This window comes from Halomonas sp. 1513, from assembly GCA_001971685.1.
In the GTDB taxonomy this organism is placed as follows: Bacteria; Pseudomonadota; Gammaproteobacteria; order Pseudomonadales; family Halomonadaceae; genus Franzmannia.
The window spans coordinates 221,655-241,257 of record CP019326.1 but is presented as its reverse complement, the minus strand read 5'-3'; the positions used below and the strand labels follow the sequence as shown (position 1 = coordinate 241,257).

Genomic DNA, 19,603 nt, shown 5'->3' with positions numbered 1-19,603 from the left:
GCGCCCAACGCAGGGTAAGAAAGCGTCACGACGCGAAACGCGCCAGCTGAAAGGGCGCGAGATCCACCGCCGGCGTTTCGCCACACATCTGCTCTGCCAGCACGCGGCCGGTGACAGGGCCCAGCGTAAAACCCTGATGGCCGTGGCCGAAAGCGAGCCACAGCCCATCGTGCCGCGGTGCGGCACCGATCACCGGCAGCATGTCGGCCACGCAGGGGCGGCTGCCCATCCACGGCTCGGCGTCGCATCGCTCGCCGAGCGGCAGCAGCTCGCGGGCGACGCGCTCGGCGGCGTCGAGCTGGCCGTAGCGCGGCGCGGCGTCCAGGGTGGTCAGCTCGGCACCGGTGGTGAGGCGCACCCCGGCGCGCATCGGCGCCAGCAGGTAGCCGGCATCGGCGTCGCGCAGCCAGTGGTGGAGCCGGGTATCGTCCTGCATCGCATAGTGCATATGGTAGCCGCGCTTGGGAAACAGCGGCACGCGATAGCCAAGCGCGGCCAGCCAGCGCGACGACCAGGGCCCGGTGGCCAGCACCAGCTCCTCGGCCTCGTGCACGCCGGCCGCGGTGTGCAGCCGCCAACCGCTGGCGGTCTGCTCCAGGCGCCGGGCTTCGGCCTGCTCGACGCGCCCGCCGGCGGCCTCAAAGGCCGCGGCATAGGCTTTGACCAGCGCCCCGGGGTCGCGCACCGTCCAGCCGTTGGTCCAGTGCACCGCGCCCAGCAAGCCGCCGCGCAGGTGGGGCTCGCGGGCCTTGAGCGCGGCGGCGTCGAGCACCTCATGGGTCACGCCGTACGCCGCGGCGATGGCCTCGGCGTTGGCGACCTGAGCCTCCAAGGAGGCCTGCTCACGAAAGCCGTCCAGCCAGCCCTGCTTGCACACCAGCGACTCGGCGCCGGCGGCGGCGATCAGCGCCTGGTGCTCCTCGGTGCAGCGCACCGTCAATGAGGCGTAGGCCGGCACCGCCTGTGCGTGGCGCGCCGGCGTGGAGTGCCGCCAGTACTGCAGCAGCGGCCCGGCCGCGGCGAGCAGCCCGCGGGGGCGGTAACGGATATCGATCTGGCGGTTGGGCAGCACCCGCAGCAGGGTCGCCAGGTCGCGGGGAAAGGGGTACGGCTTGACCGCCTCGCGCTGGATGATCCCGGCATTGCCGAAGGAGGTCTCCTCCCCCGGCCCGCAGCGGTCGAGCAGCGTCACCGCGCGCCCGCGCCGCGCCAGGTGGTACGCAATCGAAGTGCCAACCATGCCGGCGCCTAGCACCAGGGTCTCGCGGGTCATGTGGGTAGTCCTTGCTCACGGCCAGGCAGCACATTCTGCCCTCTCGGCAGCTTATCAAGAATGCGAGACGTTTCGCACGTGGCGAGGTACGTTTGGCCAGACGCGCAAGGCCCCGGCATCCGGGATGCCAGGGCCTTGTCATCTCGAGGAGGCTTGGAAACCTTACGGCTTCATGTCCTCGAAGAACTTCTTCACGCCGTCGAAGAAGCCGCTCTTCTTGGGCGAGTGGCTGTTGCTCTCGCCGAGGCTGTCCTGGAACTGGCGCAGCAGCTCCTTCTGGTGCTCGCTGAGCTTGACCGGGGTCTCGAGCACGACCTTGCACAGCAGGTCGCCGGCGGGGCCGCCGCGCACCGGCTTTACGCCCTTGCCCTTGAGCCGGAACAGCTTGCCGGTCTGGGTCTCGGCGGGGATCTTGAGCTTGACCCGGCCATCCAGGGTCGGCACTTCGAGTTCACCACCCAGGGCGGCGTCGACGAAGTTGATCGGCACCTCGCACTGCAGGTGACGGCCGTCGCGCTGGAAGATGCGGTGCGGCTTGATCGCCACCTGCACATAGAGGTCACCGGGCGGGCCGCCGTTGATGCCGCTCTCGCCTTCGCCGTTGAGGCGAATGCGGTCGCCGGTGTCCACGCCGGCAGGAATCTTCACCGACAGGGTACGGGTCTCGCGCACGCGGCCTTCGCCGTTGCACTTGTGGCACGGCACCTTGATGTGCTGGCCGCTGCCGTGGCAGGTGGGGCAGGTCTGCTGCACGGCGAAGAAGCCCTGCTGCATGCGCACCTGGCCGTGGCCGGCGCAGGTCGGGCAGGTCTCCTTGGTGGAGCCCGGCTCGGCACCCTCGCCGTCGCAGCGCTCGCAGTCGATGTGGCGCGGCACGCGGATGTCGACGCTGGTGCCGGCCACCGCATCCTCGAGGTCGAGCTCGAGGTTGTAGCGCAGGTCGCTGCCGCGCTGCGGGGCGTTGGGATGGCGACGTCCGCCGCCACCGCCGAAGATATCGCCGAACACGTCGCCGAAGATGTCGCTGAAGCCGCCGGCCCCGGCGCCACCGCCGAAACCGCCGCCGCCGAAGCCGCCGCCCTGGCCGTCGACGCCGGCATGGCCGAACTGGTCATAGGCGGCGCGCTTCTCGCTGTCGGTCAGGACCTCGTAGGCCTCGGAGACCTCGCGGAATTTCTCCGCCGCGCTGTCGTCGTCCGGATTGCGATCCGGATGAAATTTCTGGGCCAGGCGCCGGTAGGCCTTCTTGATCTCTTTCTGATCGGCCCCGCGCTCGACGCCGAGCACCTCGTAATAGTCACGTTTGGACATGGGTCTGTCCGCCTCCGTAGCGACACTGCGGAAACACCAACGCGGGAGTCAGGCCCCCGCGCTGGCGTCATCCGAAGCTCAGATGTCGTGGTTACTGCTTTTTCTGGTCGTCGTTGACTTCTTCGTACTCGGCGTCGACCACGTCATCTTCCGGCTTGGCGCCAGCGTCCTGCTCGCCGCCAGCCTCACCTTGAGCGGCCTCGGCCTGCTCGGCGTACATCTTCTGGGCCAGGTTGCCGGAGGCTTCGGTGAGGGCGCTGAGCTTCTGCTCGATGGCGTCCTTGTCGTCGCCCTTCAACGCCTCCTCGAGTTCGCCGATGGCGCTCTCGATGGCCTGCTTCTCCTCGTCGCTGGCCTTGTCGCCGGCGTCTTCGAGGGTCTTGCGGGTGGCGTGGATCATGCCGTCGGCCTGGTTGCGCAGCGCCACCAGCTCCTCGAACTTCTTGTCTTCGTCGGCATGCGCCTCGGCATCACGGACCATCTGCTCGATCTCGTCGTCGGACAGGCCGCTGGAGGCCTTGATGACGATCGACTGCTCCTTGTTGGTGGCCTTGTCCTTGGCCGACACGTGCAGGATGCCGTTGGCGTCGAGATCGAAGGCGACCTCGATCTGCGGCACGCCGCGCGGCGCCGGCGGAATGTCGGCCAGGTCGAAGCGGCCCAGCGACTTGTTGCCGCTTGACTGCTTGCGCTCGCCCTGCAGCACGTGGATGGTCACCGCAGTCTGGTTGTCATCCGCGGTCGAGAAGGTCTGGGTCTTCTTGGTCGGGATGGTGGTGTTCTTCTCGATCAGCGGCGTCATCACGCCACCCAGGGTCTCGATGCCCAGGGTCAGCGGGGTGACGTCGAGCAGCAGCACGTCCTTGACGTCGCCGCCCAGCACGCCGCCCTGGATGGCGGCACCCACGGCCACGGCTTCGTCCGGGTTGACGTCCTTGCGGGCGTCCTTGCCGAAGAACTCGGCGACCTTCTTCTGCACCATCGGCATGCGCGTCTGGCCGCCGACCAGGATCACGTCGTCGATCTCCGAGGCCGACAGGCCGGCATCGGCCAATGCGGTCTTGCACGGCGCCAGCGAGCGCTGCACCAGGTCCTCCACCAGCGACTCGAGCTTGGCCCGGGTGACCTTGACGTTGAGGTGCTTGGGCCCGGTGTTGTCGGCGGTGATGTAGGGCAGATTGACGTCGGTCTGCTGGGCGCTGGAGAGCTCGATCTTGGCCTTCTCGGCGGCTTCCTTGAGGCGCTGCATGGCCAGGTTGTCGCCGGACAGATCGATGCCGGAGTCAGACTTGAACTGATCGACCAGGTAGTTGATCAGGTGCATGTCGAAGTCTTCGCCACCCAGGAAGGTGTCGCCGTTGGTGGCCAGCACCTCGAACTGGGTCTCGCCGTCGACGTCGGCCACTTCGATGATCGAGATATCGAAGGTACCGCCGCCCAGGTCGTAGACCGCGATGGTCTTGTCGCCGCGCGACTTGTCCATGCCGTAGGCCAGCGCCGCCGCAGTGGGCTCGTTGATGATGCGCTTGACCTCGAGGCCGGCGATGCGCCCGGCGTCCTTGGTGGCCTGACGCTGGCTGTCGTTGAAGTAGGCCGGCACGGTGATCACCGCCTCGGTGACTTCTTCACCCAGGTAGTCCTCGGCGGTCTTCTTCATCTTCTTGAGCACTTCAGCGCTGACCTGCGGCGGGGCCAGCTTCTTGCCCTTCACTTCCACCCAGGCGTCGCCGTTGTCGGCCTCGGTGATGGCGTAGGGCACCATCTTGATGTCCTTCTGCACCACGTCGTCCTTGAAGCGACGACCGATCAGGCGCTTGATGGCGTAGAGGGTGTTGTGCGGGTTGGTGACCGCCTGGCGCTTGGCTGCCTGGCCGACCAGCGTCTCGCCATCATCGGTGTAGGCGATGATGGACGGCGTGGTGCGGCCACCTTCGGCGTTCTCGATGACTTTGGCGCTGTCGCCGTCGAGAACGGCGACACAGGAGTTGGTCGTCCCCAGGTCAATACCGATGATGCGTCCCATAGGAAATCCTCGAAAGTTGTTACTTGATTCGTACGTCGCGGCCTTCGCCGCGGGGTTGTCGTCTATCTGGGGGCCGCCTGGCGCTTTTCAAGACCCGCGCCCCCAATCGCGTCGGCGTTTGGTCAGTTCGCCGCCTGGCTGACCACCACCATGGCCGGACGCACCAGGCGCCCATTGAGCAGGTACCCCTTCTGCATCACGTCCATCACGGTATTGGGGTCGAGCTCGGGATTGGGCACCATCGCCATGGCTTCGTGGTACTGCGGGTCGAACGGCTCGCCGTGGGGCTCCACCGCCTCGACGCCGAACTTGCCGAGCACGTCGAGCTGCAGCTTGAGGGTCATCGATACGCCCTCGCGGTGGGCGTCGCTGGCGCCGTCCTCCATGGCCTCCAGCGCCTTCTCGAGGCTGTCGATCACCGGCAGCAGCTCCTTGACGAACTTCTCCAGCGCGAACTTGCGCGCCTTGTCGGCTTCCTGCTCGGCGCGGCGGCGCACGTTCTGCGCCTCGGCGGCGGCGCGCAGCGCCTGGTCCTTGGCCTCGGCGGCGCTCTGCTCGAGCTCCTCGATGCGCGCGTTGAGTGCATCGACATCGGCGTCGCTGGCTGCTGGCTCTTCGAGCGGCTCGCTCTCACCCTGGTCGGCGGCGGCCTCGATGGCCTCTTCGAGATCGCCATCCAGCGGTGTCTTCTGCGGCTCGGCATCCTGCTCGGCACGCGCCAGCTCATCGTCCAGCGGCGTCTGCGGTTGTTTGGCCATGAGTGTCTCCTGACATCCAAAGGCGGCGCGCGGCCGCCAGAACATTTCACGACATGCAGTATCTGCAAGACTTAAGTGCATCGAATTGCAGCCTATATGGGGATGCCCGCGACAATCTCAAGGCATGCAGGCGCGCGGCGTCTGCGCGAGCATTGTCGGCGACAATCGACTACTGTATAAACGCACAGAGAGTAATGACTACTGCAAGGAGACAGGCGGCCATGCTGGTACAGCTCGCGATTCGTGATTACGCCATCGTCGATAGCCTCGACCTGGAGCTTCACGGCGGCATGACCGCCATCACCGGCGAGACCGGGGCCGGCAAGTCGATCCTGCTTGGCGCCTTGGGGCTGTGCCTCGGCGAGCGCGCCGACGCCGGCAGCGTACGCCACGGCGGCGAGCGCGCCGACCTCTCGGCACGCTTCGATATCGCCGCCCTGCCCGAGGCGCGGGCCTGGCTGGAGAGCCGCGAGCTGCCCAGCGACGACTGCCTGCTGCGTCGGGTAATCACCGCCGCGGGCCGCTCCAAGGCGTGGATCAACGGTCAGCCGGCGACCATCGCCGACCTCAAGGCACTGGGTGAGCACCTGATCGAGATTCACGGCCAGCACGCCCATCAGGCGCTGCTACGCGAAGACACCCACCTGCGCCTGCTCGACGACTACGCCGGCCAGCGCGAGGCGGTCGCCACCCTGGGCGAGACCCACCGTCGCTGGCAGCAGGCGCGGCGCAACCTCAAGCGCCTGAGCGAAGACGGCGACGAACTGGCGGCACGCCGCCAGCTGCTGCGCTATCAGGTCGATGAGCTCGACCAGTTGGCACTGGCCGAGGGCGAACTCGACGCCCTGGAGGAGGAGCAGACGCGCCTCGCCCACGCCGAGGAGACCCTGCGCGAGGCGCAGGCCGCCGCCGACTGCTGCGACCACGAAGACGGCGGCGCCCAGTCGTTGCTGGCCCAGGCGGTCGGCCGCCTGGGCGCGCTGCCCGGCAGCGACCGCGGCAGCCTCGCCGAGGCCCTCGGCATGCTCGAAGAGGCGCGCATCCAGGTCGAGGAAGCCAGCCGCGAGCTGCAGCGCTTCGTCGACACCACCGAGCTCGACCCGGCACGTCTGGCCGAGGTCGACGAGCGGCTCGGTGCCGTGCATCGCATCGCCCGCAAGCATCATGTGCTGCCCGACGAGCTGGTCGCGCTGCACCAGCGCCTGCACCATGAGCTGGCCGAACTCGACGGCGGCGAACACGACCTCGAGGCGCTCAGCCAAGAGGTCGAGCAGCTACGCGACGCCTGGCGCCAGCAAGCCAAGGCGATCAGCGCGGCGCGCCACAAGGCGGCCACGCGCTTCGCCGACGAAGTGCAGGCACAGCTGGGCTTCCTGGCCATGGGCAAAGCGAGTTTCGCGGTGCAGGTCGAGGCCCGCGATACGCCAGCCGCAGACGGCATGGACGCGGTGCGCTTCCTGATCAGCGCCAACCCCGGCCAGCCGCCGCGGCCGCTGACCAAGGTCGCCTCCGGCGGCGAACTGTCGCGGATCAGCCTGGCGATCCAGGTGGTAGCGGCCAGCCACTCGACCATTCCCAGCCTGGTATTCGACGAGGTCGACGTGGGGATCTCCGGTGCCACCGCGGAGATCGTCGGCCAGCTGCTCAAGCGCCTCGGCGAGGGCGGCCAGGTGATGACCGTGACCCACCTGCCCCAGGTCGCCGCCCAGGCCCACCAGCATCTGCATATCGAGAAGCAGGCCGAGGCCGACACCACTCTGACCCAGATGGTGCTGCTCGACGGTGCCGGCCGGGTACGTGAACTGGCGCGCATGCTCGGCGGGGTCAAGCTATCGGAACGGACCCTGGCGCATGCCCGCGAGATGCTCGACGCCAGCCAGCACGCCCATCACTAAGCTGTCGCGATGACGTAGCGCGGCCCCACAACGCACTCGGCCCCGATCCATGATCGGGGCCGAGTCTTATCGCGGGCAACGCTAGCGTCTACTTCTTCTGGATGCCTTCCTGGCGCGTGGCCTTGGAGCCCTTGGGGCGCACGTACAGCACCAGCGCATGGTCCACCAGTTCGAAGCCGTGCTCTTCGGCGATCTCCTGCTGGCGACGTTCGATGGTCTCATCGAAGAACTCGATGATCTCGCCACTCTCGAGGCACACCATATGGTCGTGATGCTCGTCCTGAGACAGCTCGAACAGCGCGTGGCCGCCGTCAAAGTTGTGGCGGATCACCAGGCCGGCGGACTCGAATTGGGTCAGCACGCGATAGACGGTGGCCAGGCCCACGTCTTCGCCGGCCTCCAGCAGTGCCTTGTAGACATCCTCGGCGCTCAAGTGGTGCTGACCCGGGGCATTTTCCAGGATCTGCAGGATCTTCACGCGGGGCAGGGTCACCTTCAGACCCGCCTTGCGCAGTTCATGGTTCTGATCGGCCATGGTCGCTCTTCGCAGTAACGTGTAGGGTCGGGTATGATCGACCGACTCAACGATAGTGAAGAACAGGCTCAAATGCAAAAGCTGATCAAAACCGTCACCCTTTCCGTTGCCCTCACCACGCTGGTCAGCGGTTGCAGCTACTTCGGCGTCTACAAGCGCGACCTGGCCCAGGGCAATCTGGTGACCCAGGACATGGTCGGGCAGCTTCAGCCGGGCATGAGCCGCGACCAGGTGCGCGGCGTAATGGGCACCCCGCTGCTCGAGGGGCCCTTCGACGCCAGCCAGTGGGACTATCTGTTCCGCCTCGACGAGGCCTACGGCGGCGTGGACCAGCGGCGCGTCACCCTGACCTTCGACGGCGACCGCCTGGTCGACATCAGCCGCGACGGCGACCTGTCCCGCGACATCGACCTGATGCCCGAGGATGGCCCCGGCCCGGCCCCGGAGGGCGTCGGCCCGGACGACGGCATGGGCCCGCAGCCGGACGCCCAACCCGAGCCACAGCAGGGCGGTGGCACGGCGCCGGCCGGCGGCGCCCCCGCCGAGCGTGCACCGGAGCCCAGCCAGCCCGAACCCAGCGAGCAGGAGCCGATCCAGCAGGACCCGTCGCTCTGACCTCGGCCTGACGTTCGCTCAGCGCGCCTGGCCCTGCGAGGCGCGCCGCTTGCGCGCCTGCTTGGGATCGATCTGCAGCGGGCGGTAGACCTCGACCCGGTCGCCCTCGCTGAGAGGCAGGTCGTCGCGCTTGAGCAGCGTGCCGAAGATGCCTAGCGGCGCTTCGCGGAAGAACGCCTCGCCCTGCTCGGGGAACGCCTGAGCCATCCCGGCCTGCAGCACCGCCTGGCGGGCCGTCGTCCCCGCGGGTAGTGTCAGCGTCACCAGCCGCTGCCGCTCCGGCAGCGCGAAGGCCACTTCAACCTCAATCGTCGCGCTCATCGCGGCACGCCCTCCTTCACGTCAGCGCCCATAGAGGTCGTCGGCGCGGCGCGTGAACGACTCCACCAGCTGCCCGGCGACCTGCTGGAACAGCTTGCCGAAGGCCATGCCCAGCAGCCGGTTGGCGAACTCGAACTCCATCTCCAGGCTCACCTTGCAGGCATCCTCGCCCATCGGTGTGAACAGCCAGCGACCGCGCAGGCGCTTGAAAGGCCCCTTGACTAGCGATAGCTCGATACGCTCCGGCTCGACCAGGTCGTTGCGGGTCATGATGCTGTGCTCGATACCCGCCCTGCCCAGGGTCATCTCGCCGATCAGGTGCTCCTCGTCGCGCTCGATCAGGCGTGCCCGCCGGCAGCCCGGCAGGAACTCCGGATAGCGCTCGAAATCGTTGACCAGGTCGAACATCGCCTGGGGGGAGTGCCGCACCAGGGCGGACCGATTGACCGTAGGCATTTACCTCTCCGCTGACTTTGCTGGGCCGTACGCGTATCATGGTCGGCTATTTCGTCAAGCCTTGAATCTTATCACGCTTCCCCCCATCTCGAACGGGGCTGCCAAGGCATATCGACACACGAGGTTCCATGGCCAACAAGAAAGGCAAGGGCAAAGGCCCGTCCAGTTCCGTCATCGCCCAGAACAAGAAGGCCCGCTTCGAGTACCACATCGACGAGACCTTCGAAGCGGGCCTCGCGCTGGCCGGGTGGGAGGTCAAGAGCCTGCGTGCCGGCAAGGCCCAGCTCACCGACACCTATATCCTGATCAAGAACGGCGAGGCCTGGCTGCTGGGCAGCCATATCACCCCGCTCAATACCGCCAGCACCCACGAGATCGCCGATCCGACGCGCACCCGCAAGCTGCTGCTGCATCGCAAGGAGATCGCCAAGATCTTCTCGCGCACCCAGGACAAGGGCCACACCTGCGTGCCGCTCAAGCTGTACTGGAAGAAGAACCTGATCAAGTGCGAGCTGGCACTGGTGACCGGCAAGAAGCAGCACGACAAGCGCGCCACCGAGAAGGAGCGCGACTGGAACCGCCAGAAGGCGCGGATCATGCGCGACCACTGAACGGCGCACGCTTGAACTGGCGTCGCGCCGTCCCCACCTGATAGAATGATGAGGTTCCACGGGGGCGACATGGCTTCGACGCCGGTGACAACCTCCTAGGTGCATGCCGAGAGCGTGATGTATCTCGTAAATACAACATCACGATTAAATAGTCGCAAACGACGACAACTACGCTCAGGGCGCGCTGGCAGCTTAATAGCTGTTAGCTTCTAGTCCGGCCCCAAAGTGATGTGCCCATTCATCACGGCGGGGATATGAGCGCAAACTGATGGGATCGCGGTTGGTGGTGTCCTCTCGCCAATCGCTAAACCTTAGAGGAATCGCGTAGCTGGATCCTGCCCGTCGGAGCCAGCAGCGTTAAATCAAAAGACGGACCTAAGCATGTAGAGCCGAAGAGCGAGTGCCGGCGGACGCGGGTTCAATTCCCGCCGCCTCCACCAATCAAGCATACGAATCAAGCACCTACGGGTGCTTTTTTCGTTTCATAGGGCATGATTTGGTCTGTTTTTGGCATGGTGTGGTCAGCTTTTTTTGGCGCGGGTGCTACTCAATGGTAGCGCCGCACCCTGCCGGCTACCCGTTCACCGAGGTCAGCAAGGCATCCAGCAAGATGCGCATGGCGATCAGGAACAGCAGCGCCATGATGACCTTGTCGAAGACGTCACGCGCCAGGTACTGGCCTAGCCGCCCTCCCAGCGGCATGGCCAGCCAGATCACCAGGAATGCCGCCACGCTGGCCATGGCGAGCGGCCAGGTGACGAGCCCAACGGATAGCAGCGCAGGAAGCTGAACCACCGTGATGGCGGCAAAGAACGTCGAAATCGAGCCAATGAAAACCCGTCGCTCCAGGCGCATGAAGTTGAGAAACGCCACCGACACCGGCGCCGACATTCCCACCGCGCCTTGCAGCACGCCCCCGCATAGGCCAGCAGGAATGACCAGCTTATTGGCTAGCGCGTGCCCCAGCTCGGCATCGCGGCGCAGCACGCGCAACCCTAGGTAGGCCAGCATAGTCACCGCGACGGTGATCGACAGCAGCTTCTCGTTGATACTCACCAGCGCCCAGGTGCCCAGCAGGACGCCCACCCCGCCCGCCACGGCAAACCACACCAGAAAGCGCAGCGGCAGCAGATGGCGACGGTAGCGCCAGACCTGCAACATATTGCTCAGCAGGTTGGGCACCAGCAGGACGACGATGGCGGTCTGGATATCGTAGAGCACCGTGAAGATGGGCACCACGATCAGGGGGACTCCAGAACCAATGGCGCCTTTGACGAACCCTGCCAGCACCAGCGTCAAGATTGACAGCAGTATCAGCATGGCAGCCGGGGCCTAGCCAGCCACCACCCGAGTGTGCAGCTCTCCAACACCCTCGATTCCTCCCTGCAAGTCGTCACCGATCGACACCGAGCCAACCCCAGAGGGGGTGCCTGTCATAATTAGGTCACCCGCACGCAGGCGGAATAGACGTGACAGCTGGGAAACGATTTCAGGCACTTTCCAGATCATCTGATCGAGATTACCCTGTTGGCGCACTTCACCATTGATGTTCAACCAGATCGCCGCTTTATCAGGATGGCCAATCTTCGCCGCCGGCACGATGGCACTGCACGGAGCAGCACCTTCGAAGCTCTTGGCGGTGTCCCATGGACGCCCCATTTTCTTCATCTCAGCCTGGATGTCCCGGCGTGTCATATCTAGGCCAACCGCATACCCGTAGATATGCTCCAACGCCTGCTCGACAGGAATATTCTCTCCCCCTTTGGCCAGAGCAACCACCAGCTCAATTTCATGATGCACTTCCTGCGTCGCCGGCGGATAGCTGAAATCGCCGCCATCAGTGATCAGCGTCGTCCCACTCTTTTGAAAGAAGAACGGTGGCTCCTTGTCTGGATCGTGCCCCATCTCAACCGCATGTGCCGCAAAATTACGGCCAACGCAATAGATGCGATGCACAGGAAAACGCTGCTCGCTATCCGCCACTGGAACACTCGCCAGCTCGGGGGCTGGTATGACCCATGAACTCGTCATCACGACACCTCTTCGATCAATGGTGCTTATCAGGTAGTTTCTCGAGTCTGTAGAGCGTGGTAGCCGTGGCGAGCACGCGCCTCTCCGAGGGATAGGCCATTGCGGACGTCACCCAGAATAGCGTCCTCCTTGTCCTCGATGCTTTCGGCGGTGGCGAGTACAGCCTCCACTCGCGACAGCGGCACGACTACGACGCCATTGCCGTCTGCGCAGATCAGATCACCCGGCTCAACGCGCACCGTGCCAAGACAGACCGGAACGTTAATCGCTTGTAGCATCACGCGATCCTTCCCCGTTCTCATATGCCCCTGTCTTGACCAGATTGGGTAGGTCAGCGCCAGGCTCTCCTGCAGGTCACGGTTTACCCCGTCGACCACAGTGCCCTCGACCTTATTGCGCTTGGCCACCTCGGTCATGATATTGCCCCAGACGGTACAGTCCGTGCGGCCGCGGTTATCAATCACCACCACATCCCCCGGGCCCAGATCATCGAGGAAGTCTCCCACGGTGCCACCCTCGGCCCCGACGGGCATATAGGCCAGCGTAAACGCCTGCCCGGCGATGGATGCCTCTGGCATCAATGGCTTCAGCCCCTCTACCGCCCCGGGTAGGCCATGCTTATCAAGCGCATCGCTCAAGCTTGACGTCGAAAGAGCGCGGCAGCGCTCAAGGGTTTTGCCATCCAATCGTTGGTTCGTCATAGCAGGCATCTCCCGCGCCGTACCAGTTAGCGGCGCACTATTGGTTATATTGGTCAAATTGGTCTGTTTTTTCTTCTTGTGGCTGAGAGGGTTGGCCCAGCTCCAGGCGCGTGTGCGGTGTGAGCAACTGGCGCTCTACGCTCAACAGGTGCTGCAACATCTGCGCAGAGGCCGCGGCAGGATCACGGTCGGCAATCGCGTGAATAATGCTCTCGTGCTCATCGAACGAATGATGGTCAGGCTCAGGGCGCAGGGTGTTGGTGCGCCGCCGTCCCCACACCATTGCCCGCCTTACACCCGACAACATGTCGAACATTGAGGCCGTAATCAGATTCTGCGTGGAGTCGGCGATCAGCTTATGGAACTGGTTGTCGCACGCCTCGTACTCGCGCCAGGTTGATGCTTCGCGACTGCGCCTGGCCACGTCGTACATCGCCTCGATGTCTCTAGGCGTAGCCTGAAGTGCGGCCTCGGCAGCCAAGCCTGGCTCAAATGTCATGCGCGCCCGCACGATATCAGACGGACTGCAATGATGAAGGAGGCTCGCAGGGTCAAACGCCTTGAGGGGGGAGCGATCACCCACGAAGGTACCTTTACCCACATGCCTCCACACCAGGCCCTCTTTCTCGAGTATCGCGAGCGCCTTGCGTAGCTCACCACGCGTGACACCCACATACTCCGCCAGCTCGCGCTCGGGGGGCAGGCGATCATTGGGCCGCTTCCCACTCTGCGACAGATAGGCGCGCAGCTGCACCAGCGTCGCGTGATGCTCTTCCATAACATCTCCTCGCATGAACAGCGACCTTACCCAACTTTAGTTGGCGAAAAAAAATTGGGCAACCATTTCTTGACCTATCAGGGAAATTGGTCAAATCTCAAGACAGGACCTATTGGCTCTTGGCCAGCCACCGGAGGGCAAGACAAGAATGCCTCTCAACGCCGCCGAGGCAGGCATGCCGATTCAGGCGCGATGAGAAGCCCGAGACACACGCCTAGCACACCGTTAGAACGATAATGAGGAATACAACATGAATAATAAGAAGGTTCTCGCCAGCGCCATCGGTGCTATTGCACTCGCCACCGTTCCGCTATCCGCACACGCTTGGCCTGATCAGACCGTTACTATCGTCGTACCCTACGCACCTGGGGGAATTGCCGATATAGCAGCACGCACCGTGGCAGAAGCCATGACACCGATCTGGGGCCAGGAAGTCATCGTGGACAATCGCACCGGCGGGGCAGGTTTCGTCGCGGCGACTGCGGTCGCAAGGGCCGCCCCCGACGGCCACACCCTCTTCGTTGCCGACATGGGTGTCAACGTCATCAACCCCTACTTGTTCGACGACGCCCCCTACGACCCGGCCACCGACTTTCGTCCGATCACGATGATCAGCGACACCCCACTCGTCCTGGCAGCATACAGCGGCGCCCCCTTTGATACGACCGAAGAGTACATTGCCTACGCCGAAGCCAATCCGGGTGATATTAGCTTTGCATCGGCTGGCATCGGCTCTCTAAACCATATCGTGCCAGAGTGGATCAACTATGAGACCGGCATAGACACCGTGCACATCCCTTATCGTGGCGGCGCTCCTGCTGCGACGGCGGTTGCATCTGGCGAAGCCGAGGTCGGCGTGTTGGCATTGTCGTCAGTGGGGCCGTTCGTCGATAGCGGCGATATCAAACTACTGGGGGTTGCTCGCCAGGAACGCGTCGACTCTCATCCAGACCTTCCAACCCTGATCGAAGGTGGCGTTCCCAACGTTGCAGCCGGCCAGTGGGCAGGCCTTTTCGCCCCTTCTGGTGTTAGCGATGAGATCGTTGGAAAGATCTACGAGGATGTTGTCGCCTATCTGGAAACCGATCAGGCCCAGGACACCTTCTCTGATCGAGGAGCCATTGTCTCACCCATGACGTCAGAAGAATTCGGCCAGATGCTGGATGAGCTTCGGGAGCAGTTCTCGACCATCATCGAAGCAGCCAATATCAGCGCCGACTGACATTACCAGCCAGGGCCCAGTGTTCTGGGCCCTGGCCACTTCTGACGGGATTAGACGATGAATGTACTTACCTCCAAGGACTTCTTGGCGGGAGTAGCCTGTGTGCTCCTGGGAGGCCTGGTATTGATAGTCGCCTCCGACTATAGCTTTGGTACGCCACGTCGCATGGGCCCTGGCTTCTTCCCGATCACCCTCGGTACGCTGCTATTACTGCTGGGAGCCGGCATCGTGCTCAGCTCGTTGCGTACTCATGAAAGGCTTCCTCCACTCAACCTGCGCCCCTGGCTTGTCATTCCCGCGGCGATTATCGCTTTTGCCTGGCTGTTACCGCGCTTTGGCTTTGCTCCTGCGGGCCTCGCTGTAGTGGTCATTTCCGGATTGGCTGACCCCAAGGCCAATAAGTTTGCGCTGGTACTGCTCGCCAGCGTCCTGGTGCCGGCGATTTGGGCGCTATTTGCCCTGGTGCTGGGCGTGCCTATTCCATTTCTGATCTGGAGTTAATCATGGATCTATTGGAGAGCCTTCAGCTTGGCCTGGCCACTGCGCTAACCATGGAGAACCTGCTCTACTGTCTGCTCGGCGTGAGTGTTGGAATGATTGTGGGGGTGCTTCCTGGCATTGGCCACCTGGCAGCAGTGTCGCTACTCATGCCACTGACATTTCACGTCCCAGCCACTGCGGCATTGGTCATGTTGGCGGGGATCTACTATGGCGCTCAGTACGGTGGGTCGATCGCCTCGATACTTCTCAACTTGCCCGGCACTGCATCGTCAGCCGTAATATGCCTGGACGGCTACCCAATGTCACAAAAAGGGCGCGCTGGTGCCGCACTGATGATTACCACCATCGCTTCTTTTGTGGGTAGCTGCTTCGCTATAATCGTACTGATTCTCATGGCGCCACCACTCGCTCAGTTGGCACTATCCTTTCATTCTGCAGACTATTTCTCAATGATGATTCTTGGTCTAGTTGCGGCTGGCTCAATAAGTCAGGGTCGGCCATTGATAGGACTTGCAAGCGTAGTACTGGGATTACTGATTGGCCTAGTTGGCATCGATGTCAACAGCGGTGCAATGCGCATGACATTCGGCATACCCGAGCTTTTTGATGGCGTGAGCATTATCGTAATTGCCATGGCACTGTTTGGTGTCTCAGAGGTTATTTCCAGCATCGGAAAAACCGGCAGTGGCGCTAACAAGGCTCGCGTGACGTTTCGCTCTCTGCTACCAACGCGCCAGGAGTGGCGAGAATCGGGCTGGCCAATCCTGCGTGGCTCAAGCGTTGGCACTGCTGTCGGCATTCTACCCGGAACGGGCGGTGGGTCCATGGCTTCCTTCATGGCCTACGCTGTGGAGAAGCGCGTTTCCTCCAAGCCGGAAACCTTCGGCAAGGGCGCAGTAGCAGGCATTGCATCACCAGAAGGTGCAAATAACGCCGCAGCACAGTCCTCTTTCATTCCCACCTTGACGTTGGGTATTCCTGGCGACGCCATCATGGCATTAATGCTAGGGGCCCTGATGATACATGGCATTGCGCCAGGGCCAAGGGTTGTAACTGAGAACCCGGAACTATTCTGGGGGCTCGTGGTGAGCTTCTTAATCGGCAACTTGATGCTGCTTATTCTTAACATTCCCTTGATAAAGATCTGGGTAAAGATTCTCCAGATCCCATATCGTCTCCTGTTCCCCATCATCATCCTTCTGATCTGTGCCGGCGTCTATAGTCTCGACCGATCTGTAATGGACGTGCTACTTGTTGCTGGCTTCGCCGGCGTTGGCTATCTATTGATTAAATTGGGTTTTGAAGCAGCACCGCTGCTACTTGGCTTTATCCTCGGCCCGATGCTGGAGGAGAACTTACGCCGCTCGATGCTGCTCAGCAGGGGAGATTTCATGGTGTTTCTGGAAAGGCCCATCAGCGCTTCCTTCCTCTTCTTGGCGGCTCTGCTACTAGTTTGGGTCGCTTGGGGAAGCTTCAAACCACGAAAAAAAATCACTGAAAAAGCATGACCTAAAATAAGGATGAAAACATGAACAAGGTTGCTATCAAGACAATTGAGCGTGCTGAAAAGGGGGTGATCGAAGCACTTGGCAAGTGTGGCGTTGCCACTGTCCATGAGGCACAGGGCCGCTCTGGAGCAATGGAACCGGAAATCCGTGCCGGCGTCCCAGGTGCAGCAATGGCAGGATCTGCGGTTACCGTACTCTGCGCCCCGGGGGATAACTGGATGCTGCACGTCGCCATCGAACTGATGGAGCCAGGCGATGTGTTAGTAGTGGGCACGACATCACGCAGCCTCGATGGGTTCTTCGGCGATATCCTTGCAGAGTTCGTGACACAGCGAGGCGGCGTTGGTGCCGTCCTTGATACGGGGGCACGCGATATCAAGGACCTTAGAGAGCAAGGCTTTCCAGTATGGTCGCGGGCCATTAGCCCTCAAGGCACGGTCAAGGAAACGGTAGGTGCCGTCAATGTTCCCATCATGTGCGGCGGACGCTTGGTCATCCCCGGCGACGTGGTAGTGGCCGATGACGACGGTGTCGTCTTGGTTCCCCGCCAGCGAGCTGCCAGCGTTCTCGATGCCTCTCACCAGCGCATCGAAAAGGAAGAGGCCATGCGCACGGCCATCAAGCAGGGCGGAAAGACACTCGACTTGCTGGGCTTACGCGAAAAAGTTATCGAAAAGGGGCTTCGCTACGATGATGGCCCTCTCGACTGGCCACTTTACCGGGAGTAAAAATATGAAGATCGCCATTTTAGATGATTATGGTAATGATGCCCTGCGACTAGCGGACTGGAGCGGGCTGGGAGAGATCGACGTATTCCAGGATACGATAACCGGTCAGGACGCTCTGGTAGAGCGCCTTGCCGCCTATGACGTCCTATGCGTGATGCGTGAACGAACCCCGCTACCCGGGGCACTGCTGGAGAGGCTCCCACGGCTGAAACTTATCGTTACCTCGGGCGCGCGCAACCTCTCGATCGACCTCGACACTGCCGCGCGCCAGGGCATCACGGTATGTGGCACCGAATTGCGGAAAACCACCACTGCCGAGCTGACGTTGGGACTGATACTGGCAAGCCAGCGACGGATAGTCGTCGAGTCAAATCACCTGCGCAATGGCCAGTGGCAGCAGGGACTGGGGCGTGACCTTGCGGGGCTGACGCTGGGCATCGTCGGGCTGGGCAAGGTTGGCCAGCAGGTTTCAGCACTTGCTAAAGCCTTCGGCATGAGCGTCTTGGCTTGGTCACAAAATCTGACGCAAGCGCTTTGTGATGAGCATGACGTCGAGCTTGCGCCTTCCCTGGAAGATCTATTGAAGGTGTCAGATATAGTGTCGATACATGTGGTGCTTTCGCCTCGCAGCCAGGGGCTTATAGGCCGCGAGGCGCTTAGCCTGATGCAACCTACGGCCTGCCTTGTCAACACATCGCGAGGGCAAATTGTTGACACTCAAGCGCTCGTGGACGCGTTGCGCAGCCAGACCCTAGGCGCAGCCGCCATCGATGTCTTCGATCAGGAGCCCCTGCCTGCCGATGACCCGCTTCGCGATCACGAGCTGATCGACAGCGGACGGCTGCTGCTGACACCTCACCTGGGCTATACCAGCGAGCAGACGTTCAGGCTCTTCTACCAGCAGATGGTGGAAGACATCCACGCCTGGCAACAGGGAGAGCCTATCCGTCAACTTGGCTAGGCAGAAGCAGCCTTCAGATCTCGATCGGCCGTGGTCTCAGACTTGACGCGAAAACCACTTGCGAGCAGCCTCGTGGGGAGCCATTATCTGCGCCCTCTCGCCGGCCCACCGGGTCCTGGGCGAGGCCACGACCGAACATTACCCGATCTGGATGCGAACCCATGAGCAAAGTCCTGATTATTGGCGCCGGCGGCGTCGGCGGTGTCGTTACCCACAAGTGCGCCCAGCACCCCGCGGTGTTCAGCGAGATCATGCTGGCCAGCCGCAACGAGGCCAAGTGCAAGGCGATCGCCGACCAGCTGGATCGCCCGATTCAGACCGCCCAGGTGGATGCCGATGACGTCGAGGCGCTGGTCGCCCTGATCGAATCCTTCCAACCCGACGTGCTGATCCACGTGGCGCTGCCCTATCAGGACCTGACCATCATGGAGGCGTGCCTGCGCACCGGCGTGCCCTACCTGGACACCGCCAACTACGAACACCCGGACGAGGCCAAGTTCGAGTACAAGGAGCAGTGGGCCTTCCAGGACCGCTACAAGGATGCCGGCAACATGGCCACCCTGGGCTGCGGCTTCGACCCGGGCATGACCAACATCTACTGCGCCTACGCCCAGAAGAACCTGTTCGACGAGATCCACCGCATCGACATCCTGGATGCCAACGGCGGCGACCACGGCTACCCGTTCGCCACCAACTTCAACCCGGAGATCAATATTCGCGAGATCACCGCGAAGGGTCGCTACTGGGAAAAGGGCGAGTGGAAGGAGACCGACCCGCTGGCGGTGAAGCGCAAGTTCGACTTCGACGGCATCGGCGAGAAGGACATCTACCTGCTCTACCACGAGGAGATGGAATCCCTGTGCCAGAACATCAAGGGCCTGGAGCGCATCCGCTTCTGGATGACCTTCTCCGAGAAGTACATCACCCACCTCAAGGTGCTCGAGAACGTCGGCATGACCAGCATCGAGCCGATCAAGGTCGGCGATGCCGAGATATCTCCGCTGGAGTTCCTCAAGGCGGTGCTGCCCGACCCGGCGTCGCTGGGCCCGCGCACCAAGGGCAAGACCAACATCGGCATCATCGCCGACGGCATCAAGGACGGTAAGCGGCGCAAGGTGCATATCTACAACATCTGCGACCACGAGCAGTGCTATGCCGAAGTGCAGTCCCAGGCGATCTCCTACACCACCGGCGTACCGGCGGTGACCGGCGCCATGCTGATGCTGGAAGGCATCTGGAAGGGCGCGGGCGTGTTCAACGTCGAGCAGCTCGACCCCGACCCCTTCATGGCGCGCATCGGCGAGATGGGCCTGCCCTGGCAGGTGGTCGAGCTCGACCCCGACCACGACCCGCTGGCCTGAGCCATGGCCAACGC

General features: G+C 62.9%; 19 protein-coding genes, 1 other RNA gene and 1 pseudogene. 10 read left to right on the top strand and 11 right to left on the bottom strand.

Annotation, left to right across the window (positions count from 1 at the left end; genetic code table 11):
- Positions 1-25: 25 nt before the first annotated feature.
- From BWR19_01155 to BWR19_01140, 4 genes are all read right to left on the bottom strand, one after another.
- Positions 26-1,273 (bottom strand): amino acid dehydrogenase, encoded by a 1,248-nt coding sequence (locus tag BWR19_01155; GenBank protein ID APX91667.1) that lies wholly within the window; start codon positions 1,271-1,273, stop codon positions 26-28.
- 162 nt (positions 1,274-1,435) lie between these two features.
- A complete protein-coding gene (locus tag BWR19_01150) occupies positions 1,436-2,584 on the bottom strand; it encodes a molecular chaperone DnaJ (protein ID APX91666.1) in 1,149 nt (382 codons plus the stop codon).
- A gap of 91 nt (positions 2,585-2,675) precedes the next feature.
- Positions 2,676-4,607 (bottom strand): molecular chaperone DnaK, encoded by a 1,932-nt coding sequence (locus BWR19_01145; protein ID APX91665.1) that lies wholly within the window; start codon positions 4,605-4,607, stop codon positions 2,676-2,678.
- Positions 4,608-4,729: 122 nt separating this feature from the next.
- Positions 4,730-5,365: a nucleotide exchange factor GrpE gene (locus BWR19_01140; protein APX91664.1), complete on the bottom strand. Its 636-nt coding sequence runs from the start codon at positions 5,363-5,365 to the stop codon at positions 4,730-4,732.
- A 221-nt stretch (positions 5,366-5,586) separates the two neighbouring features.
- Here BWR19_01140 and BWR19_01135 point away from each other — a divergent pair, with 221 nt between their 5' ends.
- Complete coding sequence (locus BWR19_01135; protein ID APX91663.1) at positions 5,587-7,260, top strand: DNA repair protein RecN; 1,674 nt, start codon at positions 5,587-5,589, stop codon at positions 7,258-7,260.
- An 88-nt stretch (positions 7,261-7,348) separates the two neighbouring features.
- Here the strand turns inward: BWR19_01135 and BWR19_01130 are convergent, their stop codons facing one another.
- On the bottom strand, positions 7,349-7,795 hold the full coding sequence (locus tag BWR19_01130; GenBank protein APX91662.1) for a ferric iron uptake transcriptional regulator: 447 nt from the start codon (positions 7,793-7,795) through the stop codon (positions 7,349-7,351).
- A 33-nt stretch (positions 7,796-7,828) separates the two neighbouring features.
- On the opposite strand from BWR19_01130, the pseudogene BWR19_01125 reads away from it, so the two are divergent.
- A pseudogene (locus tag BWR19_01125) lies at positions 7,829-8,233 on the top strand (outer membrane assembly protein BamE).
- 195 nt (positions 8,234-8,428) lie between these two features.
- Here the strand turns inward: BWR19_01125 and BWR19_01120 are convergent.
- Positions 8,429-8,731, bottom strand: a complete 303-nt coding sequence (locus tag BWR19_01120; GenBank protein ID APX91661.1) for an RnfH family protein — start codon at positions 8,729-8,731, stop codon at positions 8,429-8,431.
- Between the two features lie 21 nt (positions 8,732-8,752).
- Positions 8,753-9,187, bottom strand: coding sequence for a ubiquinone-binding protein (locus BWR19_01115; GenBank protein ID APX91660.1), 435 nt, complete (start codon positions 9,185-9,187; stop codon positions 8,753-8,755).
- A 128-nt stretch (positions 9,188-9,315) separates the two neighbouring features.
- Between BWR19_01115 and BWR19_01110 the strand changes: the two genes are divergently transcribed.
- Both BWR19_01110 and ssrA read left to right on the top strand, forming a co-directional pair.
- Positions 9,316-9,798: an SsrA-binding protein gene (locus BWR19_01110; protein APX91659.1), complete on the top strand. Its 483-nt coding sequence runs from the start codon at positions 9,316-9,318 to the stop codon at positions 9,796-9,798.
- A gap of 60 nt (positions 9,799-9,858) precedes the next feature.
- Positions 9,859-10,238, top strand: a transfer-messenger RNA (tmRNA) gene (gene ssrA / locus BWR19_01105).
- A 133-nt stretch (positions 10,239-10,371) separates the two neighbouring features.
- On the opposite strand, the gene BWR19_01100 is transcribed toward ssrA, so the two are convergent.
- The 4 genes from BWR19_01100 to BWR19_01085 are packed head-to-tail and all read right to left on the bottom strand — an operon-like array spanning position 10,372 to position 13,308.
- Positions 10,372-11,112: a hypothetical protein gene (locus tag BWR19_01100; GenBank protein APX94851.1), complete on the bottom strand. Its 741-nt coding sequence runs from the start codon at positions 11,110-11,112 to the stop codon at positions 10,372-10,374.
- Between the two features lie 18 nt (positions 11,113-11,130).
- Positions 11,131-11,829: a hypothetical protein gene (locus BWR19_01095; protein ID APX91658.1), complete on the bottom strand. Its 699-nt coding sequence runs from the start codon at positions 11,827-11,829 to the stop codon at positions 11,131-11,133.
- A gap of 29 nt (positions 11,830-11,858) precedes the next feature.
- A complete protein-coding gene (locus BWR19_01090; protein APX91657.1) occupies positions 11,859-12,530 on the bottom strand; it encodes a diguanylate cyclase in 672 nt (223 codons plus the stop codon).
- Between the two features lie 37 nt (positions 12,531-12,567).
- Positions 12,568-13,308, bottom strand: coding sequence for a hypothetical protein (locus tag BWR19_01085; protein APX91656.1), 741 nt, complete (start codon positions 13,306-13,308; stop codon positions 12,568-12,570).
- 250 nt (positions 13,309-13,558) lie between these two features.
- Between BWR19_01085 and BWR19_01080 the strand changes: the two genes are divergently transcribed.
- The 6 genes from BWR19_01080 to BWR19_01055 all read left to right on the top strand — a co-directional run bounded on the left by BWR19_01080 (position 13,559) and on the right by BWR19_01055 (position 19,589).
- The gene (locus BWR19_01080) at positions 13,559-14,530 is read left to right on the top strand and encodes a hypothetical protein (GenBank protein APX91655.1); all 972 of its coding nucleotides are present in this window, start codon (positions 13,559-13,561) and stop codon (positions 14,528-14,530) included.
- Positions 14,531-14,587: 57 nt separating this feature from the next.
- Positions 14,588-15,031 (top strand): hypothetical protein, encoded by a 444-nt coding sequence (locus BWR19_01075; protein APX91654.1) that lies wholly within the window; start codon positions 14,588-14,590, stop codon positions 15,029-15,031.
- 2 nt (positions 15,032-15,033) lie between these two features.
- Positions 15,034-16,539: a hypothetical protein gene (locus BWR19_01070; GenBank protein APX91653.1), complete on the top strand. Its 1,506-nt coding sequence runs from the start codon at positions 15,034-15,036 to the stop codon at positions 16,537-16,539.
- Between the two features lie 20 nt (positions 16,540-16,559).
- Positions 16,560-17,267: a 4-carboxy-4-hydroxy-2-oxoadipate aldolase/oxaloacetate decarboxylase gene (locus BWR19_01065; protein ID APX91652.1), complete on the top strand. Its 708-nt coding sequence runs from the start codon at positions 16,560-16,562 to the stop codon at positions 17,265-17,267.
- A 4-nt stretch (positions 17,268-17,271) separates the two neighbouring features.
- Complete coding sequence (locus BWR19_01060) at positions 17,272-18,228, top strand: hydroxyacid dehydrogenase (protein ID APX91651.1); 957 nt, start codon at positions 17,272-17,274, stop codon at positions 18,226-18,228.
- 161 nt (positions 18,229-18,389) lie between these two features.
- Positions 18,390-19,589: a saccharopine dehydrogenase gene (locus tag BWR19_01055; protein ID APX91650.1), complete on the top strand. Its 1,200-nt coding sequence runs from the start codon at positions 18,390-18,392 to the stop codon at positions 19,587-19,589.
- The last annotated feature ends 14 nt before the right edge of the window (positions 19,590-19,603 follow it).